Source organism: Streptomyces sp. NRRL WC-3742 (assembly GCF_000720635.1).
In the GTDB taxonomy this organism is placed as follows: Bacteria; Actinomycetota; Actinomycetes; order Streptomycetales; family Streptomycetaceae; genus Kitasatospora.
This window is the reverse complement of sequence record NZ_JOCF01000005.1, coordinates 152,719-175,108: the sequence shown is the minus strand read 5'-3', so window position 1 is coordinate 175,108 and position 22,390 is coordinate 152,719. Positions and strand designations below refer to the sequence as shown.

Below are 22,390 nucleotides of genomic sequence, written 5' to 3'. Positions count from 1 at the left end.
TGGCGCCCGCCACTCGTTGTGGAACAGCCCTGCAACGGGTGGCGGGCGGTCAGCCCTCGGGGTAGAAGACGAACAGGGTGCAGCCGGTGCTGCTGGACGGCACGTGCCAGGACCCGGCCGGGGCGTGCAGGAACGTTCCGGCGGGGTAGTCGCGGGCCCCGTCGTTGAAGGTGCCGGACACCACGTAGACCTCCTCCGGACCGGGCTCGTGGACGTCGCGCCCCTCCCAGGTGGAACCCGCCTCCAGCTGCACCACGTGGGCGGAGGACCCGCCCGCCCCCTGCCACAGGGTGCGCAACTGGATGCCCGGGAACAGCTGGTGGGCCGGGGCGTCGTCGACGAAGGAGGAGGCGTAGCCCTCCTGATCAAGGATCTCTGTCTGCATGTCCGCCAGCCTGCCGTGTACGGACCGAAGCGGAACAGAGCCTTCGAAGACAACGTGTGGCGCGATTTCCACGCATGCTGGGCCGACCGGTGTCAGCGCGGGTCGACGGGTGTCAGCGCGGGTCCACCGGTGCCAGCGCGGGGCGACGGGCGTCAGCGCGGGTCGACGGGTGTGAAGGTGCCGAGGCGGTCCTCCACCGACTGCGCCGCCGCGAGGCAGAGGTCCTCGCGGAAGGCGGAGCCGACGAGCTGTACGCCGACCGGCAGGCCGTCCTCCGCGAGGCCCGTCGGCACGGCGACCGCCGGGAGGCCGAGCAGGGTGGTCGCGCAGCACAGGCGCATGGCCTCGGCCACACGGTCGCGGCCCTCCTGGGAGCTGGACTCCAGGCCGGGTTCGACCGGGGGCTCCGTGAAGACCGGGCCGAGGACCAGCGGGTAGTCCTGCATGAGCGCGGCCCATTCGCGGCGGATGCCCGCCGTGGCGCTCGCCATCCGCATCAGCCCGGCCGCGTCCATCGGCGGGGTGCGGCGCATGGTGAAGTCGATGTAGCGGGTGGCCGCCTCGCCGAGTAGCTCGCGCACGGCGGGCCAGCTCGGGGCGAACTCGGTGACGGGGAAGCTGTGGTAGTACTCCGTCGTCTCGTCGAAGCGGGGCAGGTCCGCGAGTTCGTGCACCTCGTGGCCGGCGTCGCGCAGGGCCTCGGCGGCCCTGTCGAGCGCGGCGCGGACGGTGGGGTGGACGCCGTGCCCGCCCGGGTCGGCGACCAGGGCGACGCGGACGGGCCGCTCCGGCGCCGGGCCGTACAGCGGCACCGGGACGGCGCGCGGGTCGCGCGGGTCGGGGCCCGCCAGGGTCTCGTAGGCGAGCCGCAGGTCTCCGACCGTACGGGCCAGCGGGCCGTCCACGACGAGGAGTTGGGAGGCGAGCCCCGGGTCCTCCGGGCCGAGGACGCGCTGGTCGGCGGGGAAGCGGCCGGTGGTCGGCTTGAGGGCGGCGACGCCGCAGAAGGAGGCCGGGACGCGTACGGAGCCGCCGGAGTCGTTGCCGAGCCCGAGCGGGGCCAGGCCCGTGGCGACGGCCGCGCCGTCCCCGCCGCTGCTGCCGCCGGGGGTGCGGGTGGCGTCCCAGGGGTTGCGGGTGTCGCCGTAGAGCTCGCTGCGGGTGTGCATGCCGGAGAGGATCAGGGTCGGCAGGTTGCTGTGGCCGATCGGGATCGCCCCGGCGGCGCGCAGCCGGGCGACGGGGACGGCGTCGGCGCGGGCGGTGAGCGCGGAGAAGCGGCGCAGGCCGAAGGTGGTGGGCACGCCCTCGATCGGGGTGGACTCCTTGACGGTGAACGGTACCCCGGCGAGCGGGCCCAGGGTCTCGCCCGCCGCGCGGCGCCGGTCGATGCCGTCGGCGGCGGCGCAGGACCGGTCGGCGAGGAGCTGGGTGACGGCGTTGACCTGCGGGTTCACCTCGGCGATCCGGTCGAGGTGGGCGTCGACGACCTCGCGGGCGGACACCTCCCCGGTGCGGACGGCGGCGGCGAGTGCGGCGGCGGGCAGTTTCCAGAGGAGCACGGTCGGCCCCTTCCCTGTTGGCGATGCGCTTGCATCGGAACCGTAGCCGAGGAACCGATACACTCGCATCGGATTAAGTTCGAGGAAGGAGCGATCCGTTGCCCAGGCAGGTCGACCACGAGGAGCGGCGGCGGCGGATCGCCGAGGCCGTCTGCGCCCTCATCGACGAACGCGGACTCGAAGGGGCCACCCTGCGGGACGTGGCCGCCCGCGCCGAGGTGTCGATGGGCGCCGTCCAGCGGTGCTTCCGCACCAAGGAGGAGATGCTGCGCTTCGCCCTCGCCCACATCGGCACGCGGATCACCGACCGCGTCCGCGCCCGGCCCGCCGAGGACGCCCTCGCCCACGCCGTCACCGAGGTGGCGCTGCTGCGCGAGGAGCACCGCGCCGAGGCGCGCATCTGGCTGGCCTTCGTCGCCCGGGCGGCCGTCAACCCCGCCCTGGCGGAGGTGCTGCGCACCGGGTACGAGGAGTTCGAGCAGGTGCTGCACCGCCTCCTCGCCGAGGCCGGGGCCGCCGACCCGCGCCGCGAGGCCCGTACGCTGCTCGCCCTCGCGGACGGGCTCACGGCGCAGGTGCTGGTCGGGCGGCTCGGGGCGGGAGAGGCGGAGGAACTGCTGATCGGGCAGCTCGGGAGGGCGGTTCGGGGGCGATAAGTGTGTGGTCCGGGGGCGCCAGGCGTGGGGTACGGGCGCGCTGAATGTGCTGTACGGGCGGGTCGGTGGCGCGGTGGTAGCGTCGGCCGCCGGGGGAGTCCGGGCCGGTGGGAGGCGGGGTGGCGGTTCGACGCGGGTTGCCGGGGGTGGACGGCCTGCGGGGGTTCGGGCGGCGGTTCGCGGCCGCACTGCGGTACGTGCTCGCGGCCGGTGGGACGGGGCTCGTGGGCCTCGCCGGGGTGTACGTCCTGCTCGCCGTGTCCGTGCTGAGCCTGATCGGCCCCGGACTGTACCTGCTGCCGCCCGCACTGAGCCGGCTCCGGCGCGCCGCCGACGCCCAACGCCGGTGGTCCGGGCGGTGGTTGGACTGCGAGATCCCCTCCGACTACCGGCCGGCCGAGGGCAGGCCCCTCGTCCGCGCCCAGGCGATGCTGACCGACCGCGCCACCTACGCCGACCTGCTCTGGCTGCCCGTCCACGCCCTGCTCGGCGTCCTCGGCGCCGCGCTGTCGCTGATGCTGTGCGCGGGCGCGGCGAGTTGGCTGACCGTCCCGCTGTGGTGGCAGGCGGTGCCCGCGCCCGCGCAGCTGCTGGTCTGGGAGATCGACTCCTGGTGGGCCGTGTCGGCGGCCTTCGCCGTGGGCCTCGCGTACGCCGTGCTCGCCGGGTGGCTGCTGCCCTGGTGCGCGCAGTTGCACGCGCTGGCCACCCGGGCGCTGCTGCGGCCCCGCCGCCGACGGGTGTCGCTGGCCGAGCGGGTGCAGGAGCTGACCGTCACCCGGGCCGAGGCGCTGGAGGCGCACGCCGCCGAACTGCGGCGCATCGAACGGGACCTGCACGACGGCGCGCAGGCCGGGATGGTGTCGGTGTCGCTGCGGCTGGCGTTGGTGAAGCGGGCGCTGGAGGCCGGACCCGAGCGGCTGCCCGAGGCCCTCGCCATGCTCGAGCGCACCCGCGAGGTGACCGAGCAGGCGGTGCGCTCCCTGCGCGGGGCCGTGCGCTCGATCTACCCGCCGGTGCTGCTCGACCACGGCCTCGCGGAGGCGGCCCGCTCGCTGGTCGCGGCCTGCCAGATCCCCACCGAATTGGACGTCGAGGACGAGGCGGGCGGGACGCGGGCCCCCGTCGCGGTCGAGGCCGCCGCGTACTTCGTCCTCTCCGAGGCGCTCACCAACACCGCCAAGCACAGCGGAGCCGCGCACGGCCGGGTGCACCTGCGCATCACCGCACGGGCGATCCACATCGTGGTGCGGGACGACGGGCGGGGAGGCGCCGTGCCCGGTGCGGGCAGCGGGATCCGCGGCATCGAGCGCCGCGTCGCCGCGTTCGACGGCGTCACCGAGCTGGACAGTCCGCCCGGAGGGCCGACCGAGTTGAGAGTGGAGCTGCCGTGCGGATCGTGATCGCCGAGGACAACGCCCTGCTGCGGGAAGGTATTTCGCTGCTGCTCACCAGTGTCGGCCACGAGGTGTGCGAGGCCGTCGAGGACGGCGGCGAGGTGCTTCCCGCACTGCTGCGGCACCGCCCGGACGCGGCCGTCCTGGACGTCCGGCTGCCCCCGGGGTTCCGGGACGAGGGGCTGCGGGCCGCCGTCGCCGCCCGGGAGCAGCTGCCGGGACTGCCGGTGCTGATGCTGTCCCAGTACGTCGAACACGCGTACGCCGCCCGGCTGTTGGCCGACGGCGCCGCCGGGGTCGGGTACCTGCTCAAGGACCGGGTCGGCCGGGTGGAGGAGTTCCTGGACGCGCTGGAGCGGGTGGCGGCCGGCGGGGTCGCCATGGACCCGGAGGTGATCTCCCAGCTGATGGTGCGCCGGGTGCGCAACGACCCGCTGGCGGCGTTGAGTTCACGTGAACGCGAGGTGCTCGCCCTGATGGCGGAGGGGCACGGCAACGGTGCGATCGGCGGGCTGCTGTTCATCGCGGAGACCTCGGTGAACAAGCACATCGGGAACATCTTCGGCAAGCTCGGCCTGCCCGCCTCGGACGGCGGCCACCGGCGGGTGCGGGCGGTGCTCGCGTACCTGCGGTCGATCGACGCGTCGTAGGCCCCGTAGACCCCGTCGACCCCGTACGGCTCGTAGACCCTGGAGGCCCCGTAGACCCCCCCGGAGCGCAGGGAGGCCGTACTTCGGGTGGGCCGGGTGAATCTCCGTTGCCCGGGGGCGGGTGGCCCGGCGAGGATCGGTGGGTGTCCGTCGACGAGAACCTCACCCCGTACCCGAAGATCCCCGCGAAGGGGCGCCCCGACGCGCCCGGCAGCCGGGAGTGGACCGCCGCCGAGAAGGTGCACGGTGCGCACTTCGCGGTGGTCTGCGCGGCGGACGGTGTTGTGCGGGCGGCGAAGCGGCGGGAGCTGCTGGGGGACGAGGGGCTGGACGCCTTCTTCGGCGTGAGCCGGATCTGGCCCGAACTCGCCGTGGCGGCCGCCAGGTTGGCCTCCGCGCTGCGGGGGGACGGCGGCGGGGTGGTGACGGTCTACGGGGAACTGGCCGGTGGGCGGTACCCGCACCCGCGGGTGCCCGTCGAGGCCGGGGCCGAGCCGGTGCAGACGGGCGTCTGGTACGCGCCGGGGCTGCGCTGGCTGCCGTTCGACGCCACCGTGGAGACGGTCGAGGGGCGGCGCTGGGCGGCGGACCGGGCGCTGCGTTCCGCCGCGGACGCGGCCGGGCTGATCTGTGTGCCGCTGCTCGGCCACGGGCCGCTCACCGCGCTGCAGCAGTTGCCCGTCGCGTACCCGAGCAGGGTCCCGGCGCTGTTCGGGCTGCCCGAACTGGCCGACAACCTCGCCGAGGGGTACGTCCTCAAACCCGCCGGGGAGTGGTGGGAGACCGGCGTGCCGGGGGCGAAGGCCCGGCCGGTGCTCAAGGTGAAGCAGCGGGCCTTCGCCGAGGACGAGCGCTACGACGGCGCCCGCCCGTACCTCGTCCCGCCCGAGGGCGCGGCCGGGGTGCCCGGGTGGCTGCTCGCCCGGGCCTCGGCGCTGCTCACCCCGGCCCGGGCGGCGGGAGCGGTCAGCAAGCTGGGGCCGCGCACGCCGGTGGAGGCGGTGGCGGCGGAGATCGCCGAGGACGCGGCGGCCGAACTCGCGGAGGCGCTGGGCGGGCTGGACCGCACGGAGGTGGAGGCGCTGCGGCGCGCCCTCGGGCCGGGCGCGCTCTCCCTGGCGGCGTTCGACGCGCGGGACCGGCGACCCGGGGGCGGATGATCTTCGGACGGGGTCCCGGGACGGGATTCCGGAAGGGGTTCCGGAAGAATGTCGTCCGCCGTGTCGAGGGGGCGTCGTCGGCTCCGTCTCCCTCTTGGATGACGGCATGCCGACGGGGTGTGCTGCGCTCAGCGGAACGGGAGAACCGGAATGAAGTACGTCGCGATGATCTACGGCAACCAGGCCAAGTGGGACTCCTTCCCGGCCGAAGCCTGGCCGGAGGCGATCGCCCGGCAGGAGGCGTTCAACGCCCGCTACCGCGAGACCGGCGAGCTGATCGGCGCGTACGGGCTCGCCGACGCCGCCGCCGCGCAGCTGGTGCGGCGGGCCGAGGGCGCGCCGGTCGTCACCGACGGGCCGTACCTGGAGACCAAGGAGTACCTGGCCAGCTTCTACCTGCTGGACTGCGAGAGCCTGGAGCGCGCCCAGCGGATCGCGGCGGACATGCCGTTCGCGGACGTCGAGCCCGTGGAGCTGTGGCCGATCCTGCACGAGTCGCCGGCGGGAGAGTGAGCGCGGGCGGGCGAGCGACGGGCGCGGGCGGGCGAGTGAACGCGGGCACGGGCATGGGCGGGCGGCCGGGGACGGCGGTCGAGGGGCTGCTGCGCGAACTCGCGCCGCAGGCCCTCGGGGCGCTGGTGCGTCGCTACGGGGACTTCGACCTGTGCGAGGACGCCGTGCAGGAGGCCCTGCTGACGGCCGCGCTGCGGTGGCCCGAGGACGGCCTGCCGGAGAACCCGCGCGGCTGGCTGGTGACGGTCGCGAGCCGCAAACTGCTCGACCAGGTGCGCAGCGACTCCGCCCGGCGCCGCCGCGAGGAGGCGCTCGCGACGGCCACCCCGCAGTCCGCGCTGCTCGCGCCGCCCGCCGACTCCGGGCCCCACGAGGGCGCCGCCGACGACTCGCTCGCGCTGCTGTTCCTGTGCTGCCACCCGACGCTGTCCGCGCCGAGCCGCATCGCGCTCACCCTGCGCGCCGTCGGCGGGCTGACCACCGCGCAGATCGCGGCCGCCTTCCTGGTGCCCGAGTCGACCATGGCGCAGCGCATCAGCCGCGCGAAGCAGAGCATCCGCGCGGCGGGCGGCGGGTTCGTACCGCTGGAGGGGGAGGGGGCCCTGGCGGCGCGGCTGGGCGAGGTGCGGCAGGTGCTGTACCTGATCTTCAACGAGGGCTACACGGCCAGCGACGGCGAGGAGTTGACCGCGCCCCGGCTCGCGGACGAGGCGATCCGCCTCGCCCGGCTGCTGCTGCGCCTGGTGCCCGAGGACGCCGAGACGGCCGGGCTGCTCGCCCTGATGCTGCTCACCGACGCCCGCCGGCCCGCCCGCACCGGGCGCTACGGCGAGCTGGTGCCGCTGGCGGAGCAGGACCGGCGGCTGTGGCGGCGCGAACTCCTCGAGGAAGGGCTGGAGTTGATCGCCGCCGTGCTGCCCGGCGGGCCGGTCGGGCCGTACCAGGTGCAGGCCGCGATCGCGGCGGTGCACAGCGAGGCGGCGAGCGCGGAGGAGACGGACTGGGCGCAGATCCTGGTGCTGTACGACCTGCTGCTCGCCTTCGACGCCAACCCGATGGTGGCGCTCAACCGGGTCGTCGCGCTCGCCATGGTGTACGGGCCGGCGGTGGGGTTGGCGGTGCTGGACGGCTCGGACGACCACCCGAACGGAGTGCCCGCACTGGCCGCCGACAAGCGGCTGGCCCGCCACCACCGCCTCCTCGCCGTCCGCGCCCACCTGCTCGAGCAGGCCGGCGCCGACCCGTCGACCGTCGCGGATGCCTACCGCGCCGCCGCCGCCCGTACGTCGAGTGCGCCGGAGCGGCGGCACCTGACCGAGCGGGCGCGTCGGGCGGCGGCGGCCGGGGAGTGAGCGGGCGCGTCGGGCGACGGCGGCCGGGGAGTGAGCGGCGAGTGAGCGGGCCTCAGGCGGAGGCCATCTCCTTGAGGACCACGTCGAGGGGCGTCGCTGTGAGGTCCAGGGCCTCCGACGTGAAGGACGCGTCGAGGAGGTTCGGGCGGTCGTACAGGTAGAGCATCTCGGGGAACTCCGCCATGACGGAGTCGGTCCGCCCGATCGCCTCCAGCTCGGCGAGGGGCATCCGGTTCAGGCGGGGCCCGGCCGCCCCCGCCGCGCGGGCCAGCTGCCCGGCGAGCTCGCGGACGGTGGCCTCGGAGGTGGACGGTACGTGCCAGGCCCGGCCCCAGGAGCGGTCGTCGCGCGCGGCGGCGATCAGCGTGCGGGCGGTGTCGACGGTGTAGGACCAGCTGTGCGGCGCGTCCGGGTCCCCCGGGTACGCGACGGACGCGCCGGCCAGGACCTGGGCGCCGACCATGAGGGTGAAGGGCGAGTAGGCGCCCGCGCCGAGGTAGTCGCTGGCCCGCACCTCCGTCACCCGGACCCGTCCGGCCCGGTGCGCGGCGAGCGCGTCCGTCCACATCCGGGCCCGGACGGCGCCTTTGACGCTGGTGGGCGCCATCGGCAGGCCCTCGGTGGCGGGCCCGTCGAGCGGCCCGTAGCCGTAGGCGTTGCCGAGCATCACGTAGTCGGCGCCGGTGCGCTCCGCCGCCGACAGCAGGGCGGCGGCCAGCGGCGGGAAGTCGGTGGGCCAGCGGTCGTAGGCGGGCATGGCGCAGTTGACCAGCACCCGCGCCCCTCGGACGGCCTCGGTCAGTTGGTCGGTGTCCGTGGCGTCGAGCGGCACCCGTTCGATCCTCGGGTGCTCGGGGCCCGAACCCCGGCGGGTGAGGAGGCGGACCCGCTCGCCGGACTCGGCGAGCAGCCGCGCGGTGGCCGCTCCGGTGGCTCCGGCTCCGACGACGACGTACGTGGACGACGGCATGGTGAACTCCCAGGTGGGTGACGGGGTTTCGGCCGTTCCAGGATCGTTCGCGGGAGATCGTTAAGGTAGTGGCCCGAATGCCAAACATCCGGAGGTTCGGGCCATGCCCGTAGCGCATCGCGTCGCCGTCGTCGCCGTTCCCCCCGCCACCACCTTCGACCTGTCGATCCCCGAACTCGTCCTCGGCGCCACGGCGGTGGACGGCCGCCCCGGGTACGAGGTGCGCATCTGCACCGCCCGCCCCGGCCCGATCGCGACGAGCAGCAGCATGGTGGTCACCGTTCCGTACGGGCTGGAGGCCGTCGAGGACGCCGACACCGTGATCGTGACCGGCACCGCCGCCCGGGAGGAGATCGAGCCCGCCGTCCTCGCGGCGCTGCGCCGGGCGGCGGGGGCCGGAAAGCGCGTCGCCTCGATCTGCACCGGCGCGTTCGTGCTCGCCCGGGCGGGCCTGCTGGACGGACGCAGTGCGACCACGTACTGGGCCAAGTCCGAGGAGTTCAGCGCCCGTTACCCCGAGGTGCGGCTGCGACCGGACGTGCTCTACGTCGAGGACGGCAACCTGCTGAGCTCCGCCGGGCTCTCCGCGGGCATCGACCTGTGCCTGCACCTGGTGCGCTCCGACTACGGCGCCGCCACGGCCAACGCCACCGCCCGGCTGGTGGTCGCGGCTCCCGTACGGCCGGGCGGGCAGGCGCAGTTCATTGCCACGCCGCTGCCGCCGGAGTCCGGCACCTCACTGGCCGGGACGCGGGCGTGGGCCCTGGAACGGCTCCACGAGCCGCTCACCCGAGGCGAGTTGGCGGCGCACGCGGCCACCAGCGTCCGGACGCTGACCCGGCGCTTCCACGAGGAGACGGGCCTGAGCCCGTTGCAGTGGCTGCTGTATCAACGGGTCATCCGGGCGCAGGAGTTGCTGGAGACGACGGAGCTGCCGATGGAGCAGGTGGCCCGGCTCAGCGGTCTGGCCACCACCGACTCGCTGCGGCGTCACCTGGCGGGGCGCACGGGCCTGACGCCCAGCGCGTACCGGGCGGCGTTCACCCGGCAGCCCCCGTCGTAGGCGAACGCGGGGGGTTCTCGGGCGAGCGCTCTTATTGTACTGTCCGTCTAATAAGCGGGTGAGCGGGCATCCGCAGGAGCAGGCACCAGGAGGCAGCCATGGCTCTCACCGACCCGGTGGCGCGGCAGCGGGACCGGCAGAACGGGACGAACGACCGGCGGAACGGGAACGACCGGCAGGGCAGCAATGGTCGGCAGGGCGGCAAGGGCCGGCAGAACGGGAACGACCGGCACGACCAGCGGCACACCACGGCGGACGACGACGTCTCGAAGCGGCTGCTGGAGTCGGCCGCCACCCTCTCCTACGACCCCTCGGTCGAGATCGACTGGGACGCTCCCCTCCCGCCGGAGCACCACGGCCTGAACCCGGAGTGGAGCAGCCTCTACGGCACCCGGCTCTGGGACGAGATGAGCGAGCAGCAGCGGGTCACGCTCACCCGGCACGAGGTCTGCTCGATCATGAACACCGGCATCTGGTTCGAGATGATCCTCCAGCAGATGGTGCTGCGCGACCAGTACCTCAACGACCCGGCCAGCGCCGAGTTCCGCTTCGCGCTCACCGAGATCGCCGACGAGTGCCGCCACTCGATCATGTTCGCCCGCGCCTGCGAGAAGATGGGCGTCCCCGCCTACCGGCCCAACCGGCTCATCGCCCAGGCGGGCCGCCTCTTCAAGTCCGTCGCCAGGGGTGAACTCGCCTACGGCGGCATCCTGGTGGCCGAAGAGGTGCTCGACGTCATGCAGCGCGACTGGATGCGCGGCGAGAACGTCCTCGACATCGTGCGCGGCACTTCCCGCATCCACGTGGTCGAGGAGTCGCGGCACATGAAGTTCGCCCGGCAGGAGATCCGGGAGCGGATGCGCCACGCCGGCCCCGCCCGCCGCCGCCACGCCGCCGTGGGCATCGCGATCTGCGCGTACATCATCGTCACCAGCATGGTCCACCCCGGCGTCTACCGGGCCGCGGGCCTCGACGTCGACCGGGCGCTCGCCGAGGCCGCGGCCAACGAGCACCGCAAGGCGATGATGCGCACCAGCTCCCGGCACCTGATGGCCTTCCTCGCCGAGACCGGGCTGCTCACCAGGCGATCGGCGGCCATCTACCGCCGCGTGCACATGCTCTGAGGATCTGACGGATCGTCATCCACTTCATCACAGCGAGGACCCCACCCCCGCCATGGCCTACGCGATCACCCGGAACTGCTGCAACGACGCCTCCTGCGTGTCCGTCTGCCCGGTCAACTGCATCCACCCGACCCCGGACGAACCGGAGTTCGGCACCACCGACATGCTCTACATCGACCCGGTGGCCTGCATCGACTGCGGCGCCTGCGCCGACGCCTGCCCCGTCGACGCGATCTTCCCCGTGGACCGACTGCGCGGGCCCGACACCGCGTTCGGCCCGATCAACCGCGACTGGTTCCGCGACCACCCCAGCGACCACGCCTGGGGCGCGCCCAGCTTCCCGCGCAGCCTGCCGGGCGGGGCAGGTGACGCGGGCCCGTTGCGGGTGGCCATCGTCGGCACCGGTCCGTCCGCCGGGTACACCGCGCAGGAGCTGCTGCGCTCCACCGGCGCCGAGATCACCATGATCGACCGGCTGCCCGTCACCGGCGGACTGCTGCGCCACGGCGTCGCGCCCGACCACCAGTCCACCAAGCGGATCGCGGAGAGCTTCGCGAACGTCTTCCACGACCCGAGGCTACGGATGCACCTCAACGTCGAGGTCGGCACGGACGTGACCCACGAGGAGCTCGCCGCCCACCACCACGCCGTGGTCTACGCGGTCGGCGCCGCCGCCGACCGGCGCCTGGACATCCCCGGCGAGGACCTGCCCGGCAGCCTGCCCGCCACCACCTTCGTCCGCTGGTACAACGCCGAACCCACCGTCCCGGCCGGGGCCGTGCGGCTCGACGCCGAGCGGGTCGCGGTGATCGGCACCGGCAACGTCGCCGTCGACATCGCCCGCATCCTGCTCACCGACCCGGACCGGCTCGCCGGGACCGACATCGCCGACCACGCGCTCGCGGCGCTGCGCGGCGGGCGGGTGCGGGAGGTCGTCCTGCTGGCCCGGCGCGGGCCCGAGCAGGCGGCGTGGACGCGGGCGGAGTTCCTGGCGCTGCGCGAACTGCCGGGCGTCGAGCTGGTGGTCGAGGACCATCCGCGGGTGCGGGCCGTGATCGAGTCGGCCGCGCCCGGTTCGCGGGCGGCGCTGCTCGCCGGGCTGCCGTTCGTCCCGTACGGGGCGGACGCGGAGCCCGCGGCGGGGCGGCGGATCGTGCTGCGGTTCCTGTCGGCGCCGGTCGAGCTGGTCGCGGGCGCGGACGGGCGGGTGGCCGGGGTGACGGTGGAACGCACGGCACCGGCCGACGGCGTGGGCGACGGAAGGGGCGAAGGTGCGGGCGAAGGCACGGGCGACGGAAGGGGCGAGGCGGCGCCGGGCGACGGTCCGGTGGGTCCGGTGGCGGGTACGGGCGAGCGGGAGACCCTGGCGGCGGGCCTCGTCGTCCGGTCGATCGGGCACCGGGGTGTGCCCGTGCCCGGGCTGCCGTTCGACGAGGCGGCGGCGACGGTCGCGCACGAGGGCGGGCGCGTCGTCGACCCGGCCACCGGGCGGCCGCTGCCCGGCGCGTACGTGGTCGGGTGGGCCAAGCGCGGCCCGTCCGGCGGGATCGGCGCCAACCGGGCCTGCGCCCGGGAGACCGTCGACGCCCTGCTGGACGACGCCGGGGCCCGGGCGCTGTCCACCCCGGCGGGGAGCCGGCGGGACTTCGAGAAGCTGGTGCGCACGCGGCGGCCGGACGCCGTCGGGCTCAGGGAGCTGCGGGCGGTGGAGCGGGCGGAGCGCGCCCGGGGCGAGGCCGAGGGGCGGCCCCGGGTGAAGCTCGCCACCGTGCCGGAGCTGCTGGCGGCGGGGCGGCGGCGCTGAGCCGGTTCGTGCTTCGGGCGTGCACGAGAAGTCGGCCCGTCCGACTTCTCGTGCGTGCCCGATGGGGGTGCGGGCCACCCGTACGTGTGGCTGACGGGGGCGTTGCCCGTTGACGCGGCCGTGTCCAGGGGCGGGTGGGGCCCGTTGGGCGGGTGTGAGTGGATTTGGGGTGATGCCGGTACCGCGGCGACGGCGGCGACCGGTTGAAGAAACGATCCTGCATGCGCTGGAGCGGCCGGTCGAGCGGCTGGTGGACCGGCCGGTGGAGCGCCCACCGGGCGAGGATCCGGAGGTGCCCATCTACGCCGAGCTGGCCCGGCGCTGGCAGGCCGAAGGACGGGCCGTGCCCGGACTGCCCGACCCGGTGTGGGAGGCCCTCGCCGCACCGGGCGGGACGTGAGGCGCGTCAGTGCGCCGCGTCGTCCTGCGGGTGGAACTGCGGGTGGAACGGCGGGTGGAACGGCGGGTGGAACGGCGGGTAGAACTGCCGGACCCAGCGCCGGAACACGCCGATCGACCGCTCCCCGGGCACCAGGCGGGGCTGCGACAGGTAGCGCTTGTGCTCCAGCACCGGCCGGTCCTGCTTGATGATCCGTACCGACGCCTGCAGGGCCAGCCAGGACGCCGCCCGGTCGACGGCCTTCAGCGAACCCGGCCCCGGCCCCGGCACCAGCCCCGGCATCGGCACCGTGCTCGTCATCGCGAACCGCACCTGGGTACGCCACGGCCCGAGCGGCGTCGGCATCACCCACACCCGCAACGTGGTCCCCAGCTGCGGGAGTTCGGCCGTCAGCCGCATCAGGCCCAGCCCCGCCAGCGTCACCGGCTGCTCCAGGCTGACCGCGCCCAGCCCCGGAAAGCGCGTGACGGTGCGCTGATGGACGGTGAACAGCGGCCCGTCCACCTCCGGCGGGGCGGTCTCCCGGGTGTCCAGGTCGTGCAGCACCGACGCGTGCCGGAAGTCCACGCTGTTCTCCATCACCTCCTGCGGATGCGAGCGCAACTCCCCGCTCCACCAGGCGAGCGGACGCACCCCGACCGGCGGCGGCAGCTCCCAGGAGGGCGCCCCCTCGCCGCACCAGACGAACAGGATGCCGTCGCGCTCGGCGAAGTGACGCTGCGTCAGCTCGGCGCGCAGCCGGGTGCCGTCCGGGGCGCCGAGGCACGAACCGTCCAGGCCGAAGGCGAACCCGTGGAACGGGCACACCAGTTCCTCGCCCCGCACCCGCCCACCGGCCCCGAAATGCGCCCCCAGGTGTGGGCAGTGCGGCCCGACCGCCCGCGCGGCGCCCCGGCGGGTCCGGTACAGCACCACGTCCTCGCCCGCCAGGCGGGCCGTCCGCACCCGCCCGGGCGGCAGGTCGCGGGCGCGGCCGACGCAGAACCAGCCGGACGGGTAGGGGAGTGGGGAGGCCATGGCGCGGGTCACCTCGCGGGCTTGACGGCGGTGTGGACGTACCAGGCGACGCACTCCCGTACGTCGTACATCTCCACCGTGGAGCGGAGATTGAGCCACCGCGCCGGATCGCCGCAGCGGCGCAGCACCTCCCACGGCAGGCGGAAGGCGGCGTGCACCGCCTCGGCGGTCGGCGCGTAGTACGCGGTCGCGTCCAGGGCCTCCTCCACCTCGAACCCGGCCTCGGTGAGCAGCCGCGACAGGTTGCCTGCGTGGAAGACCCGGGCGCCGGTCATCGCCATCGCGTCCAGGAACGGCTCCAGCAGCTCGCGCTTGCCGGGCGGCAGTTCCTCCAGCGGGCCGGTGGCCATCGGGCCCAGCAGGACCAGGCGCCCGCCGGGGCGCAGCACCCGGTGGAACTCGGCGAGGGCGCGGGGCGGGTCGTAGGAGTGGACGAGGGTCTCCATGGAGTAGGCGCCGTCGAACTCGCCCGTCGCGTAGGGGAGATGGTGGTAGTCGGCCCAGGTGAAGACCGTACGGACGCCCAGCGCGGCGCGCTCGCTCAGGCGGCGGGCCTCGGCGAGGTGGAAGTCCAGCACGTCCACGCCGTCCACGACCAGCCCGAACCGCGTGGCCATCGCCCGGGCCACCACCCCCGCCCCGCACCCGGCGTCCAGCACCCGCGCGCCCGGCCGCAGGGCGAGCCTGCGGCCCAGCACGTCCTGCAACTGCCGCTGCGCGCGCCACAGCCGCCACTTCGACTGCCCGGGCTCCGTCCACCCCCAGTGCCGGGCGTTGCGCGCCACCCAGGTGTAGAACAGCCGACTGCCCGTCCGCCCGTACACCCGGCGCAACCCGGCCAGATCCAGTCCCTGCACGCCCATGCCGCCACGCTAGCGGCGGGGCGATTTCCGCCCCGGTGACGCCACGCGCGGGCGGTGGTTGTGTGCTCGTATGCCTAGGTGCCGGGTGAACACCCGCGCATCATCTGCTTTGTTGAGAGGATCTTCCGCCGTTCCCCACCATCCACCCCCCACCCGCCTCCCGGCGGGTGCCCGCCCCCGGCTTCGCCACGCGTCGCCCGGGCGGGTGGGGGTTCAGCTGCGGCGTGTGGTCTGGGCGGCTCGGGTCCGGCATCAGATCGGGAGGTCCCAGCCGGGGCCGGCCTCGTTTCCGAGCCAGACCCGTTGCCGTGCGGGGGAGATCGTGATGCCGAATGCGTCCTGGTGCGGTTCGCCGGCCGATTGCCAGCTCTGAACCGCCTGCTCGACCCGGTCCCACAGGGCGACAGGCCCGCGCTGAGTCACGGTCCAACCGCCATTGGGGTCGGGCGCGGTCCGGGCCTGTGATCCTGTGGCCAGGTCCCAGAGGATCTGTTGAGCTCCGACACCCATGCGGATGGCTGAGGGCGCGGCGAGTTGGGCTACCCAACTTCCCGTCCAACTGTCCAGCGTCGCCGGGTCGATGTGCGTCGGACGCTCCTCGCCGGGCAGGAGGTCCAGCGTCGGGCGGGGCGGGCGATCGTGAGGTCGGGCGATCATGAAACTGGCCTGGTCCTCGAGGAACCGACCGGTGGCTTCGCCGGAGCCGGTCACGTCGAGCAGCGCGAGGGCGTTCGCGTAGCTCCACCCGGAGAGGGTGACCAGGATGCGACCGCCGGGCTTCACCTGGTGCAGCCACGAGAGCGGGATGTACCGAACCGAACAGGTGGCGATGAGTCGGTCGTACTGGCCACCGTCGGGGTCGCCGCGCAAGCCGTCACCGATGATCAGCCGGGGGCTGAATCCCGCGGCCTTGATCGCTGTTGCGGCTGCCGTGCCGACGGTGGGGTCGTACTCGATGCTGGTGAGGTTGGCGTCTCCGAGGCGGTGGGCACCGAGGGCGGTCGAGTACCCGGTTCCGGTACCGACTTCGAGCACGCGGTGCCCGGCCTCGACGTCGAGCTGATGCCACATTTGCAGCACCACGGACGGGAGCGTGGATGACGATGTCGGGATACCTGTCACCGTTTCCCCGCCGATGTCCTCAGGAGCGGTGCGGCCATCGAGTTGGGTGACCAGCGTCTGGTCCTCGTAGATCCCCTCCAGCCATCCGGGATCGCCCTCGCGGATGGGCCGGTAGCCGGTCGGAACGCTGCCGAGGATCGGAACGAAGTAGGCCCCGACGAAGAGCTCTCGTGGAACGGCCCTCGCGGCGCTGTCCCATCCGGGTTCGGTCAGCGTGCCGTCCTCGGTGAGCCTGTCGGCCAGGGCGGTACGGAGTTCAGCCGGTGTGTTCATGCGTCACGGCCTTTCTGTAGCTGGTCGGCGAGGGAGTGGGCGATCGTCGTGGTGGTCTCGGTCGGCTGCCAGGCCCACTGGCCGTTCGGGTTGCACTCAAGGAAGTACCAGGCGCCTGAGGCGGTGACAGCGAAGTCGAACGCGCCGAACACCAAGCGGAATTGGCCGAGGTAGGCGTCGATTGAACGCGCGACCGGCTCGGGTACGTCGATCGGTGTGCACCTCATCCGGTTCTGGCGGCGGCGCCAGTCGAGGTCGGGGCTGTCGATGCGGAGGCCGAAGAGGCGGTCGCCGACAGCCGTCACCCGTGCGTCGAACACCTTTGGCACCTTCGCCTGGAAGAGGTGCGGGCAGACGGATACGGCGTCTGTGATCTCGGCTGGATCGACCTCGCGAACCCACACGGCGTGCGGTTGTCCGTCGACCGAGTACGGGGTGTTCCAGAGCGGTTTGTACACCGCTCCGGCGGCTTGGGCGGCCACGAACTCCCGGGCCTCGTCCGCTCGGTTCGTGATCACCGTGTCGGGGACCGTGAGCCCGCAGCTCTGCGCGGCTGCCAGCTGTGCTGGTTTGTGCTCGGCGGCGCGGTTCGCCCAGGGGTGGTTCACGTAGTGCGCGTGTGGGAGCGACGCGAGGATGCCGCCCGTGGCCCACAGGGATTGCGAGGCGGCGAACCGGCGGTCCTGGCCGTCCAGTTCGGACGGGCCTTCGTAGGGCGAGGCTCGGCGCACCCAGACCGACCGGACGTCGGTGAGGTCGAGTTCCCGGCTGGCGGTGCGCAGGGTGCCTCGCTGAGCGCCGGTGCGGTATGTGGCGATCAGCGAGGCACCCGTGTGCAGATCGGTGCCGGGATCGAGACGGACCACCGGCACCCGGCGCTCGCCGAGCACCCTCAGTACCGCATCTGCGGTCACGTCAAGGGGATTGGTCAGTACCAGCACCGACCCGCTTCGGTCGTCCATCAGCCGCTGCTCTGGTCCTGGTCGTAGGACTCATAGCTGTCGGCGTCGGTCGGGGCACCCGGCTGTCCGTCGGGCCCGGTCTGGGTGGGGGTGACACCGCTGGTGCTGGTGCCATGGCTGCCCAGTTCAACGGTTCGGCCGTTCTCGTCCACGATGACGGCGATCTGCGTCTCGGGGTCGATGACGGGCGTGAACGCCGGGAGCGTGGTGGTGGCCGCGTACGGCCCCATCCTGCTGATGCCCCAGGGCGCGGGGGTTCGGGTCATGGGTCCTCCTTGTTCTGACAACCCGCCGCAGTCGGGGCGGGAGTTTGGGTGGTACAGGAAGTCGGCCGCGCCGACTTCCTGCGCAGTGCCGGTGATTCTCGGGACTCTGTTCGTCGAGAAACCACGCTAGGGGTGTCGAGTTTCGGGGTCCATGGTCAGTCGAGCTTCCGCATGAAATCGTCCGCGCATTTTCGGAGGAATGCAGAGGAATCCGCACCTGTGAGGGCATGGCTGAGGAACATGTCGAACAGTTCTGCATGGTGATCGATGTCCTGCGGGTTCCGTAGAACCACCTCGCCGGAGAACAACTCAACCGTGACCAGGCGATCGTCATAGATCACGAAGATATTCATCGGCGTGCCACGGACCGGGACGCCTTGCGGGATGATCGAGATTTCCACGTTGGGCTTCTCGGAAACCGTCGCCATGTGGAGCGCCTGGGCCGCCATCACCGGCAGGCTTGCCCGTTGCCATCTGACGGCCTGCTCGGTCAGCAGGAACACGAAGCGGCGGTCGGGGTCGTCCAGGATCGACTGCCGGTCCAGTCGTGCCTGCACCACCCTGGCTACATTCCTTGCGGGAGCGCTTCCGACGGTCGGAGTCAACGTCTCCGTGGCGTACTCGCGCACGTGGAGGAGCCCGGTAGGGATCGCCGGGAGGAAGTGCCGCATCAGACGTGACGACTCTTCCAACGCCTTGAGTTCGGCCTGCTTCTGGTAGAGACCGAGCCTGGCGTAGGTGCGCCAGGCGACGTAGTCGACGTTTGCCGCTCTGGCGAGGTTGAGCAGTTCCCCGGCCACCTCGGGTGGAACGCCCTCGAAGGCCGAGAGGATCAATTGCACGTCGACGACTGTGGGAAGAGTCCTCCCGGTTTCTATCCGACTGATTTTCGACTGGCTCATGTTGCAGCGCTTCGCGAGCCGCTCGCCGGAAAGCCCGGAAGCCTTGCGGAGGCCCCTCAAGGCTTCCGCAAGGTCTTTCCGCTGGCGCCTTTGATGTTCAGGTTCGAGCACTGTTCCACTCTGCGAATCCGACCGATTCTGCGAGGGAGAGGTCGCGCCATCGCCGGTACCGGGCGAGGTTCGGATTCGCGATCAATTCACGATTGATCTGTGTCCCGTCCGGTCGGTAGTTCAGGTGAACCACGATCTCGTCATCGAACATCCAGAAGTCTTGTTCGGGGAGTTCGAGGGAACGGTTCGTGAGGTCGAGGATCCGAATGTTCTCCCCGGCTGCGATGTTCCCGGGGATTCCCCACGCGGATTGGTACCGGATGTAGTCCGTCAGGGGCTCGCGGACCACTCGAACGCGGCCGAAGCTCCTGCCCGAGGCGACTGCGTTCCGGACGGTCACGTGCCAAGCGGCATTGTGGTCAACGGGCTTCGGCTCGCCGAGGAGGAAGCGGGCGAGGCTCTCGGCCTCTGCGGGCATCGTGTATCTGGGCTGCACTTCGAGGCGCCATGCGGACCTTCGGAAGTTGCGGAAGTAGCTCTGCCACTCCTCACCATCCAAGAGCACGAATAGCCTCCCTCAGTACGGCCTCGGGGATCTCGACGACGGATTCCCCGCTCGGAGTGGTGCGGTCAACGTTGTATCCCTGTACGGCGATTGTGCCTCGATCGGTGACGAAGACAGTCGGACAGTCCCCGCTGTCGCAGTCCCCACTGCCACTTCCGTCGCCGGATGCGCCGCAAGGACCGCCTGCGATCACAGTCAGCTTCATGGTGCCCCCTCTCTAAGGTGGTGCACGACAAGCTACGGACCGTGGCCATAGCGTTACAAGGGTGGACGCGCCGTCAGTCGCGTTCCCGCATAGACCCACAGCACTGGAAGTAGCGTGCGGATGCTTTGGCCGTCCCCAGCCGGTGGCGTGCAGGGCCAGGGGGAGGCATGCTCCGGCGTTCTCACGGGTCATCGGGTTGCTCGGGTTGCGTTGAGGCGGCATTGGGTGAGGGCGTAGGTGAGGCGGGGGTCGGGGGAGGGCTGTGCGAGGAGGAGTTCGCCGGCCTGGATGAGGGCGGCCCAGTAGCGAACCGGGTCTCCGGTGCGGGCGAGGGGGCGTGCGGCGGTGAGGGAGAGGTAGGCGGTGGTGAGGTTGCCGGTGGTGAACCAGCGGGCCAGGCCGTGTTGGTGTCCGGCGCGGATGCCGCCGAGGGCGTCGATGGCGGTGAGGAAGAGGTCGACGATCGCGAGTTCGCGGTCGTCGAGCTGTTTGGGGATGTCGAAGATGCCGAGGGCTTCGAGGAGTTCGCCGGTGTCGGCTTCGGAGCCCGGGCGGGGGTTGGCGAGGAGGGCGTCGTAGCACTCGTCGAGGCGGCGGTCGGCTTCGGCGGCGGGGATGGTGAGGGCCGCGCAGACGGCGCGGGCCGAGCGCAGGGGCTGGCGGGTCCTGCGGGCGAGGTTGGCGTAGACCTCGGCGGGGGTGGAGTCGGCGTCGAATAGGTGTCGGGCGCTGAGGGCGAGTCGCATGGGGGTGTCGCCTCTCAGCTGGTGGGGGCGACGAGTACCCAGATGAACTTGCCGATGCCACCAATCCGAGGGCAGCAGCCCCAGCGCTCGGAGAGTTTGCTGACGAGGAAGAGCCCGCGTCCGCTCTCGTCGTTCGGGCGGGCGGCGCGGAGGGTCGGGCGGCCGCCGCCCGCATCGTGGACTTCGAGTCGGAGGAGGTTGCCGATGAGGGCGAACCGGACCTCGATGAGCCGGTCATCCTCCGCATCGGAATGCTGCACGGCGTTGGCGAACAACTCGCTCAGGAGGAGTTCGGCGACGTCGTTGTAGCGGTCGCCGGTGGGGAGGGCGGAGAGGTACGCCGGAGCAAGTTCCGTGCGAGGGCCGTGGATTCGACGCGCGAGTCGAGACGCGTGGCGAACGCACGGGGGCGGCAGGTTGCGAGCATGGCAGAACACCTCGGGGAACGTCGCATACGGATTGAGAGGCTTGCCGCGCGCCGCGAGCCGCGCGCCATCCGCTCATGCGTACAGACGGTAGCCATGCCATTACTGTTGAACATGAATCAGCGGAATACTGCCCTATCCGTCCAGGTGGAAGCGGTCTGACATGCGGCGCAGCTTCTCCCGGGTGGCCGAGCGCTCGGCGTAGACGATCTTGCGCAGGGTGGCGCGGGCGATCGGGTGGTTGCGGACGAGCTGCGGGGCGATGCGCTCCGCCGTCTCCAGGGACCGGAGTGCCTTGTCCCGATTGCCGTCCCAGAGCCAGGCGCGGGCCAGGTCCATGTGGTGGTGGCCCTGCCGGGATCCGGGGAGTGCGGCGACCTCGGCCGGGTCGGCGCGTTCGTTGAGGACCAGTGCCCGGGCGTGGTCGCCCATCTCCAGCTGGACCGACACGGCGTGGATCTGGACGTTGCCGCCGGAGAACGTCAGCGAGTGTCGGTCGAAGGGCGGTTCGGCCCGGGCGCCGTCCATCAACTCGGCTGCCGCACGGGCGTGCTGGATGCGGTCCTCGGCCTCCTCCCGGTGGCCGGCGCGTGCTGCCGACACGGCTGCGCGAAGGTGGAAGGTTCCCCAAGCCCTCACCGCCAGTGGGTCGTTGGCCCGGTGGCGGTCCTCGACGAGCCGAAGTGCCTTGTCCGACAGCGCCACCGCGTCGTCCCAGTCAGCGGTGGCCCACATGTCCCACACGCGCATCCAGTCCGCGACCGCCTCCATCACCGGGTCACTGGACAGCCGTGCCGACCAGGCCGCCCGTTCGCAGGCCATGGCGACCAGCTCCGGATGCCCGAGCACATGGGCGGCGGTGTGGGCGAACTTGCACTCGATCGCGTAGATCGCGAACGCCTCTTCGCGTTCGTGGCCGGTGGACACCTCGGCCAGGGCCCGTGCCTCACGGAGCATGTCCGGAAGCACCTTCAGGATGGCCACGTTGGCGGCGGAATCCCGCAGCCGATGCAGGCCCTCGGTCTCACGCCACAAGTCGCCGGACGATCGGGGGGTGCCGTCGAAAACCGGCGTGAGGTCGTAGCGCCGAAGCTCCCGCACGATGGCGGCCGCCGAAACTTGCCACTGGTTCTCCGAGACCCTGCCCGCGACGAACGGGCGCTCTATGAGGTCGTTGGGATGGCAGTGGAGGGCGGCCGCCAGCTGATTGATGACACCGGCCCGATCGAGCTCGATCGTGCCCTTCTCGACCTTCGACACCCACCCCTGGGTCCTGCCGATCGCAGCGGCCAGGTCCGCTTGGGTCATGCCCAGCCGGAGCCGCGCCCGCCGTACCCGCTTGCCGATCGACTCCCGCTCCTCCAGCACAGCAGCCCTCCCGCGATCGCGCCCGCCTGCCCGCTCTGTGGGCTGCGGTGCTGTCACGAAGCTACCGCTTCCCAACGGCTAGCGTCATGAGCCAGGCTAACGGTGGGGGTCCACCGTCTCCAGGGACCGGAGTGCCCGAGGAGTGCATGGAGGAGAGCCGTGGAGAATCCCGCCTTCGAGATTGTCACCGATGCCGACCGCGCGGCGCGGGCGCTGGACGAGATCGCCCCGCTGTATGAGCAAGTGTTCGCGGAGCCGCCTTACTTCGAGGGGCCGAGCGACCTGGTGGACTTCCTGGAGGGCTACGGGCGGTTCCGGACGATGGCGGGCTTCCGGCTGGTTCTCGCGCGGTCCGGAGGGCTGGTGGGGTTCGCGTTCGGGGTGCTTCTTCAGTCGGGGAGTCGGTGGTGGGACAGTCTCGGGCTGGACGCGGAGTTCACGCGGTCGGGCGGGGGTTGCATGCGGCCGTCATTGAAGGGATCGACGTCGAGCGGGTCACCCTGGCGGTCCGGCCGGAGGCTGAGGCGGCGGTGCGGATGTACGAAGCTCTGGGGTACCGGGACGTCGGTGCCATGACGCCGTACAGGTG

General features: G+C 72.5%; 23 protein-coding genes. 10 read left to right on the top strand and 13 right to left on the bottom strand.

The genetic code is table 11. From position 1 onward, the window contains the following. Positions 1-49 precede the first annotated feature (49 nt). Complete coding sequence (locus IH61_RS0105280) at positions 50-385, bottom strand: cupin domain-containing protein (RefSeq protein ID WP_031065611.1); 336 nt, start codon at positions 383-385, stop codon at positions 50-52. A gap of 152 nt (positions 386-537) precedes the next feature. After that, positions 538-1,947 carry an amidase gene (locus IH61_RS0105275; RefSeq protein ID WP_031065608.1) on the bottom strand — a complete coding sequence of 470 codons (1,410 nt, stop codon included), beginning with the start codon at positions 1,945-1,947 and terminating at the stop codon, positions 538-540. A gap of 98 nt (positions 1,948-2,045) precedes the next feature. Here IH61_RS0105275 and IH61_RS0105270 point away from each other — a divergent pair, with 98 nt between their 5' ends. The 6 genes from IH61_RS0105270 to IH61_RS0105245 all read left to right on the top strand — a co-directional run bounded on the left by IH61_RS0105270 (position 2,046) and on the right by IH61_RS0105245 (position 7,675). Then, positions 2,046-2,603 (top strand): TetR/AcrR family transcriptional regulator, encoded by a 558-nt coding sequence (locus IH61_RS0105270; RefSeq protein ID WP_031065605.1) that lies wholly within the window; start codon positions 2,046-2,048, stop codon positions 2,601-2,603. A gap of 119 nt (positions 2,604-2,722) precedes the next feature. Next, positions 2,723-4,006 (top strand): sensor histidine kinase, encoded by a 1,284-nt coding sequence (locus tag IH61_RS0105265; protein ID WP_234327035.1) that lies wholly within the window; start codon positions 2,723-2,725, stop codon positions 4,004-4,006. Then, positions 3,994-4,650: a response regulator transcription factor gene (locus IH61_RS0105260; RefSeq protein ID WP_031065599.1), complete on the top strand. Its 657-nt coding sequence runs from the start codon at positions 3,994-3,996 to the stop codon at positions 4,648-4,650. Before IH61_RS0105265 ends, IH61_RS0105260 begins: the two co-directional genes overlap by 13 nt. Before the next feature lie 143 nt (positions 4,651-4,793). Further along, positions 4,794-5,810 (top strand): RNA ligase family protein, encoded by a 1,017-nt coding sequence (locus tag IH61_RS42545; protein WP_051836278.1) that lies wholly within the window; start codon positions 4,794-4,796, stop codon positions 5,808-5,810. A gap of 150 nt (positions 5,811-5,960) precedes the next feature. Further along, positions 5,961-6,323 (top strand): YciI family protein, encoded by a 363-nt coding sequence (locus IH61_RS0105250; RefSeq protein ID WP_031065593.1) that lies wholly within the window; start codon positions 5,961-5,963, stop codon positions 6,321-6,323. A gap of 53 nt (positions 6,324-6,376) precedes the next feature. Beyond that, positions 6,377-7,675 (top strand): RNA polymerase sigma factor, encoded by a 1,299-nt coding sequence (locus IH61_RS0105245; RefSeq protein WP_031065591.1) that lies wholly within the window; start codon positions 6,377-6,379, stop codon positions 7,673-7,675. A gap of 52 nt (positions 7,676-7,727) precedes the next feature. Here the strand turns inward: IH61_RS0105245 and IH61_RS0105240 are convergent, their stop codons facing one another. Next, positions 7,728-8,645 carry an NAD-dependent epimerase/dehydratase family protein gene (locus IH61_RS0105240; RefSeq protein ID WP_031065589.1) on the bottom strand — a complete coding sequence of 306 codons (918 nt, stop codon included), beginning with the start codon at positions 8,643-8,645 and terminating at the stop codon, positions 7,728-7,730. Positions 8,646-8,748: 103 nt separating this feature from the next. On the opposite strand from IH61_RS0105240, the gene IH61_RS0105235 reads away from it, so the two are divergent. The 3 genes from IH61_RS0105235 (at position 8,749) to IH61_RS0105225 (ending at position 12,636) form a co-directional block, all read left to right on the top strand. Beyond that, positions 8,749-9,708: a GlxA family transcriptional regulator gene (locus tag IH61_RS0105235; protein ID WP_031065588.1), complete on the top strand. Its 960-nt coding sequence runs from the start codon at positions 8,749-8,751 to the stop codon at positions 9,706-9,708. 98 nt (positions 9,709-9,806) lie between these two features. After that, positions 9,807-10,832: an AurF N-oxygenase family protein gene (locus IH61_RS0105230; protein ID WP_078910839.1), complete on the top strand. Its 1,026-nt coding sequence runs from the start codon at positions 9,807-9,809 to the stop codon at positions 10,830-10,832. 52 nt (positions 10,833-10,884) lie between these two features. Beyond that, positions 10,885-12,636, top strand: coding sequence for an FAD-dependent oxidoreductase (locus tag IH61_RS0105225; RefSeq protein ID WP_031065583.1), 1,752 nt, complete (start codon positions 10,885-10,887; stop codon positions 12,634-12,636). Between the two features lie 406 nt (positions 12,637-13,042). Here IH61_RS0105225 and IH61_RS0105215 read toward each other — a convergent pair whose 3' ends face one another. From IH61_RS0105215 to IH61_RS0105170, 10 genes are all read right to left on the bottom strand, one after another. Further along, positions 13,043-14,053, bottom strand: coding sequence for an aromatic ring-hydroxylating oxygenase subunit alpha (locus IH61_RS0105215; protein ID WP_051836276.1), 1,011 nt, complete (start codon positions 14,051-14,053; stop codon positions 13,043-13,045). An 8-nt stretch (positions 14,054-14,061) separates the two neighbouring features. Further along, entirely contained in the window at positions 14,062-14,916 is an 855-nt protein-coding gene (locus tag IH61_RS0105210; RefSeq protein WP_031065578.1) for a class I SAM-dependent methyltransferase, read from the bottom strand. Between the two features lie 252 nt (positions 14,917-15,168). Next, positions 15,169-16,311, bottom strand: a complete 1,143-nt coding sequence (tgmC, locus tag IH61_RS0105205) for an ATP-grasp peptide maturase system methyltransferase (RefSeq protein ID WP_031065575.1) — start codon at positions 16,309-16,311, stop codon at positions 15,169-15,171. Further along, positions 16,308-17,273 (bottom strand): ATP-grasp ribosomal peptide maturase, encoded by a 966-nt coding sequence (tgmB, locus tag IH61_RS0105200; RefSeq protein ID WP_031065572.1) that lies wholly within the window; start codon positions 17,271-17,273, stop codon positions 16,308-16,310. Before tgmB ends, tgmC begins: the two co-directional genes overlap by 4 nt. Beyond that, positions 17,273-17,539: a putative ATP-grasp-modified RiPP gene (tgmA, locus tag IH61_RS0105195; RefSeq protein WP_031065569.1), complete on the bottom strand. Its 267-nt coding sequence runs from the start codon at positions 17,537-17,539 to the stop codon at positions 17,273-17,275. The genes tgmB and tgmA overlap by 1 nt, the downstream gene beginning before the upstream one ends. A 155-nt stretch (positions 17,540-17,694) precedes the next feature. Beyond that, a complete protein-coding gene (locus IH61_RS0105190) occupies positions 17,695-18,552 on the bottom strand; it encodes a helix-turn-helix domain-containing protein (protein ID WP_031065565.1) in 858 nt (285 codons plus the stop codon). Continuing rightward, positions 18,539-19,057 carry a DUF6879 family protein gene (locus tag IH61_RS0105185; protein WP_031065562.1) on the bottom strand — a complete coding sequence of 173 codons (519 nt, stop codon included), beginning with the start codon at positions 19,055-19,057 and terminating at the stop codon, positions 18,539-18,541. Before IH61_RS0105185 ends, IH61_RS0105190 begins: the two co-directional genes overlap by 14 nt. A 393-nt stretch (positions 19,058-19,450) precedes the next feature. Beyond that, entirely contained in the window at positions 19,451-20,008 is a 558-nt protein-coding gene (locus IH61_RS0105180; protein WP_031065560.1) for a hypothetical protein, read from the bottom strand. A gap of 14 nt (positions 20,009-20,022) precedes the next feature. Beyond that, positions 20,023-20,445, bottom strand: coding sequence for an ATP-binding protein (locus IH61_RS50170; protein ID WP_420713832.1), 423 nt, complete (start codon positions 20,443-20,445; stop codon positions 20,023-20,025). Positions 20,446-20,568: 123 nt separating this feature from the next. Then, a complete protein-coding gene (locus IH61_RS0105170) occupies positions 20,569-21,801 on the bottom strand; it encodes a helix-turn-helix domain-containing protein (RefSeq protein ID WP_031065557.1) in 1,233 nt (410 codons plus the stop codon). A gap of 159 nt (positions 21,802-21,960) precedes the next feature. Between IH61_RS0105170 and IH61_RS40380 the strand changes: the two genes are divergently transcribed. Continuing rightward, complete coding sequence (locus IH61_RS40380; protein WP_051836275.1) at positions 21,961-22,377, top strand: hypothetical protein; 417 nt, start codon at positions 21,961-21,963, stop codon at positions 22,375-22,377. Positions 22,378-22,390: the final 13 nt, after the last annotated feature.